The organism is Thermodesulfitimonas sp. (assembly GCF_052743955.1).
On sequence record NZ_JBRAIN010000135.1, the window covers coordinates 1 to 3347 of the forward strand.

The 3347-nt window shown below is 53.8% G+C and carries 3 protein-coding genes; all 3 read right to left on the reverse strand.

The window, feature by feature from the left end; all coding sequences use genetic code 11:
* Window positions 1–134 precede the first annotated feature (134 nt).
* Complete coding sequence (locus ACUVTA_RS09055; protein WP_445952613.1) at window positions 135–1376, reverse strand: hypothetical protein; 1242 nt, start codon at window positions 1374–1376, stop codon at window positions 135–137.
* A 70-nt stretch (window positions 1377–1446) separates the two neighbouring features.
* Window positions 1447–2679, reverse strand: coding sequence for a SpoIID/LytB domain-containing protein (locus tag ACUVTA_RS09060; RefSeq protein ID WP_445952614.1), 1233 nt, complete (start codon window positions 2677–2679; stop codon window positions 1447–1449).
* Between the two features lie 325 nt (window positions 2680–3004).
* Window positions 3005–3347, reverse strand: a 343-nt coding sequence (locus ACUVTA_RS09065; protein WP_445952615.1) for a response regulator transcription factor, incomplete at its 5' end; no start/stop codon positions are given.

Here is a 3347-nt window from a genome sequence, read left to right on the forward strand (position 1 = left end):
GGCGCGGCGAAGATCTTGAGCGCCACAAGCTCCGAGTCGCAGAGGATGTAGAGGTAATGTCTCTTTTTTGGTCCTTACCAGGCAAAAAACGGGATTTCTGAGCGGTTTTTTGCTTTCTGCCTTAACGGCATCATTTACCACCCATTCGACCGGTTCCTCTGCCTTCTCTTGAAGCCCCAGAGGCCTAAAAGCAAAACAGCTCCTCCTACTGCCAACGGAAGAAAACCCCTCCACACGGAAGGCCGCGCCCCAGGGAGAGAGAAAACCCAAAGCTCACCTGACTGATTCACCCCTGCTCCCACGCCAGAAAGATAAAGCTTTTCTTTGCCCGCCCAGGCGTAGACCGGCTCGGCTTTGGTGGCAAAATCGGCTATTTCTTCTAATAGCCCTCTGTGAATGGCTAAAACCCCCCCCTTGACCCCGCCCGCTTTCTCCCACCAGAAGACGGGGACAAGCACCCTTCTTCCTGCCGGGTCAAGAAGAGGCGGTCCCGCCTCAAAAACAGTTCGGGGGAGAAGCCCGCACTTCTCCCGCAGGTCTTCTCCTTTTCCATTGCACCACCGGGAGATCACCTGCCGGCCGGTAACTGTAATTTCACCAGTGTAAGGGTTGAGGATAGCTCCGTGGATGCGGTTTTCTGCCGGTATCTGAAGCGACTGCCAGGTAACTCCCCCGTCCTTAGAGTATTGCACACCCGTCCAGCCACCCATTGAGCCGCGCCAAGCCCAAATCTTCTCTGAGTCGCCAGGGTCAAAGAAAAAGCCGTCCGCGGCAGGGATTTTTCCCGGCAAAGAACGCTCTTCCCAGGTTTTGCCGCCGTCCCGCGTTTCCCGGAAATGGTGCAACGAAATCGCGGCTTCTCCCGGCGAAACCGGTAAGAGGTAAGCCCTTTCAGGATTCAGGATATCCGGTACCACCCGATATGGGGAACAAGAATCCGCGGCTTCCGTATCCGGGACCTCGTGCCAAGTGGCTCCAGCATCAGAAGTAGCGTAAAGGGCGAATCGGTCCCCACCCCGCTTTTGCGCCCAAACAAACACAGCGCCTTCCGTGCCACTTTGCACTTCAACGGTTTGAAGGCCGGCAAAAATAGCGTTGACCGAAGCAAAAGTCTCAATGGGGGTAAACTCCGCGCCGAGGTGTGAGTTCCGGTAGAGACGACAGGCGAAGCCGGCACAGCCTTTATTCGGTTCAATAACCCGATAGGCAAGCGTCCCTGCAGAACCAACGTGAAAGAGATAAGTCTCCGGTGGAAGAGGGTAGGAACGCGGCACGGGAGCGTTTTTCGCTGAAGCGCCCGCTGTTATCGCTAAAAAAACAACCATGAAAAGGAAAAGAGTACTTTTTAGAACTGAGCGCACGAAACCGCGTGTCATCCTCCTTGCACCTCCATGACGAGAGGGAAAATGCGCCCGAGAGGCGGCATTGTCGGGCACACTCAAATACTTAATAGTAGAAGAAATGGGCCAGTTTCCCCGCGGTGGTGTCTGAGTTGTCGTAATAATAGTGGACGCAGTAAGTATAACCATGGCCGCCGTTGTTGTACCAGTAAACAGTCCCGTTCTGCCACATCCATCCATCAGTTGGGTAGGATGGCGGACCATATCGTCCTGGACCATAGTTCCCAGCCCAATGATGGGTCATGAAAAGCACCCCGTCAGCCCGGTCCACACCGATGCCACCGACATCGTTAATCGCCTGGGTGGTCTTGATGTTTTCGCTGCCCGGACGATAGACCTGATCGTATGTATCATCCCTCACGTCGTAACTGCTGCTTCGGGGATGGTATACCCGATACCATCCGTACATTTTGCAGGCCAGCGCTCCTGACCGCAGCGGTACTATGGGCCAGCTCGGGCTCCATTCGTTGGGCAGCACATTTTTAACGTAATAGTAAAAATCGACCGTCTCGACTCTCCCCAGATTGACCCGGTAAACCCGGATCGAAGAAGGACGCGTATGCTCGTCAGCAAGCGGCTGGACAGGAGCTGCCAGACCCTTTTCCTCGCGAAGCTGTTCCGGAGTTGCCGCTAAATCTTCGATCACCTTACCCTGGAGATTTAAGAACTTTCCCGTTCCTTCGCGAATCCTTTCGAGTTCTGCCGCCTTGGCCTCTTCGGGGGTATTAAAACCGTAACCGGCATCCCTTATGATGTTGACTGGCGCCATGGAAGCTTCGACAATGGCCCAGCGACCCTCTTCTAAGGCCAGAACATAAAGCCGGTAGTTGACTCCATTGTAAAACCAGCGGCTCTCTTTCTTGAGTTGATAATCGATAGCAACGTGGTAGGTTGCTACCTGTGGCCAGACCGCCTTGTAAACATCCAACCGGGTAATAGCCGCGGCCAGCTTTTCCGGTAAGGGTTTAACTCCCACAAGTTTAGCCCTCACTACGTCCCCCATTACATCGGCCTCAGGTTGATTCCTCTTGATATTTGCGATGATCTTTTGGCATTCAGGAGCTGCTTCATGTTTTGCCCGGCACGCAAGGTAGGCCGCTTCATCGTGGCTTTGCTGGGCGGCTATATCGGCGGCGATCACCGCTTCCGGTGGTTCTGTTTGAGCGCCGTTAGTAACTTTACCTGCCGCAAACCCTACCAGCGCTGGCATGGCCAGCAGCATCCCTGCCAGCACCGCCACCAAGACCACGCGCCATCTCAAGCCTAATTTCCGGAACATAAAAGCCAACCTCCTTTACCATAGAGGATTCAATGCCCAAAACCAGCCTTTTTGACACCAAGCAACCTTATTAAAAACCTGTCCGGCACCCACCCCCCTGACTCAAAACTTCCTGCTTCCGCCTTTTGCCATAGCATAACTTTAACTCGGCAGCCCTGTCATCCCCTGTGCTAAAGTTCCGTATCCTCGCTCTAAAGATTCACTTTCAGCTTAGCATAGAAAAACTGCTCTGTATACCCCCAGAACTGGGGTTTTATCCCCCCAATTTCGGGGGTTTTCAACCGGCATACCACTGGAAGCAGGTTTGAAACAGAAAAAACAGAATTCAGCGGCTAAACAAGGCAAGGATTCCTTTTATGCCGCCTCGCACACCGAGCTTTTGGTAAATTTGCTTGCGGTAGTCTTCCACGGTGGAAACGCTGAGGTGAAGCTTAACTGCAATCTTTTTGCTACCCAGCCCGCGAAGTAGAAGCTCTAAAACTTCGCGTTCGCGGGCGGTAAGTTTTCCAGCTATTTCCGGCGGGATACGAGATGGTGCTGCTGGGATGGGGTCGACTTGCCGCCGCTGCGACAGACAGCTCCTGCAATAAAAAAACTCCCGCTGTATCGAGTCAACCAGCGTTTGCAGGTGCGCTGCGGCTAAGCCGAATTCTTTTTCGGCGTGCATC

Excerpts from the sequence above, each read along its gene's own strand:
- ACUVTA_RS09055 (WP_445952613.1), bottom strand. The coding sequence starts at position 1,376 with ATGACACGCGGTTTCGTGCGCTCAGTTCTAAAAAGTACTCTTTTCCTT.
- ACUVTA_RS09060 (WP_445952614.1), bottom strand. The coding sequence starts at position 2,679 with ATGTTCCGGAAATTAGGCTTGAGATGGCGCGTGGTCTTGGTGGCGGTG.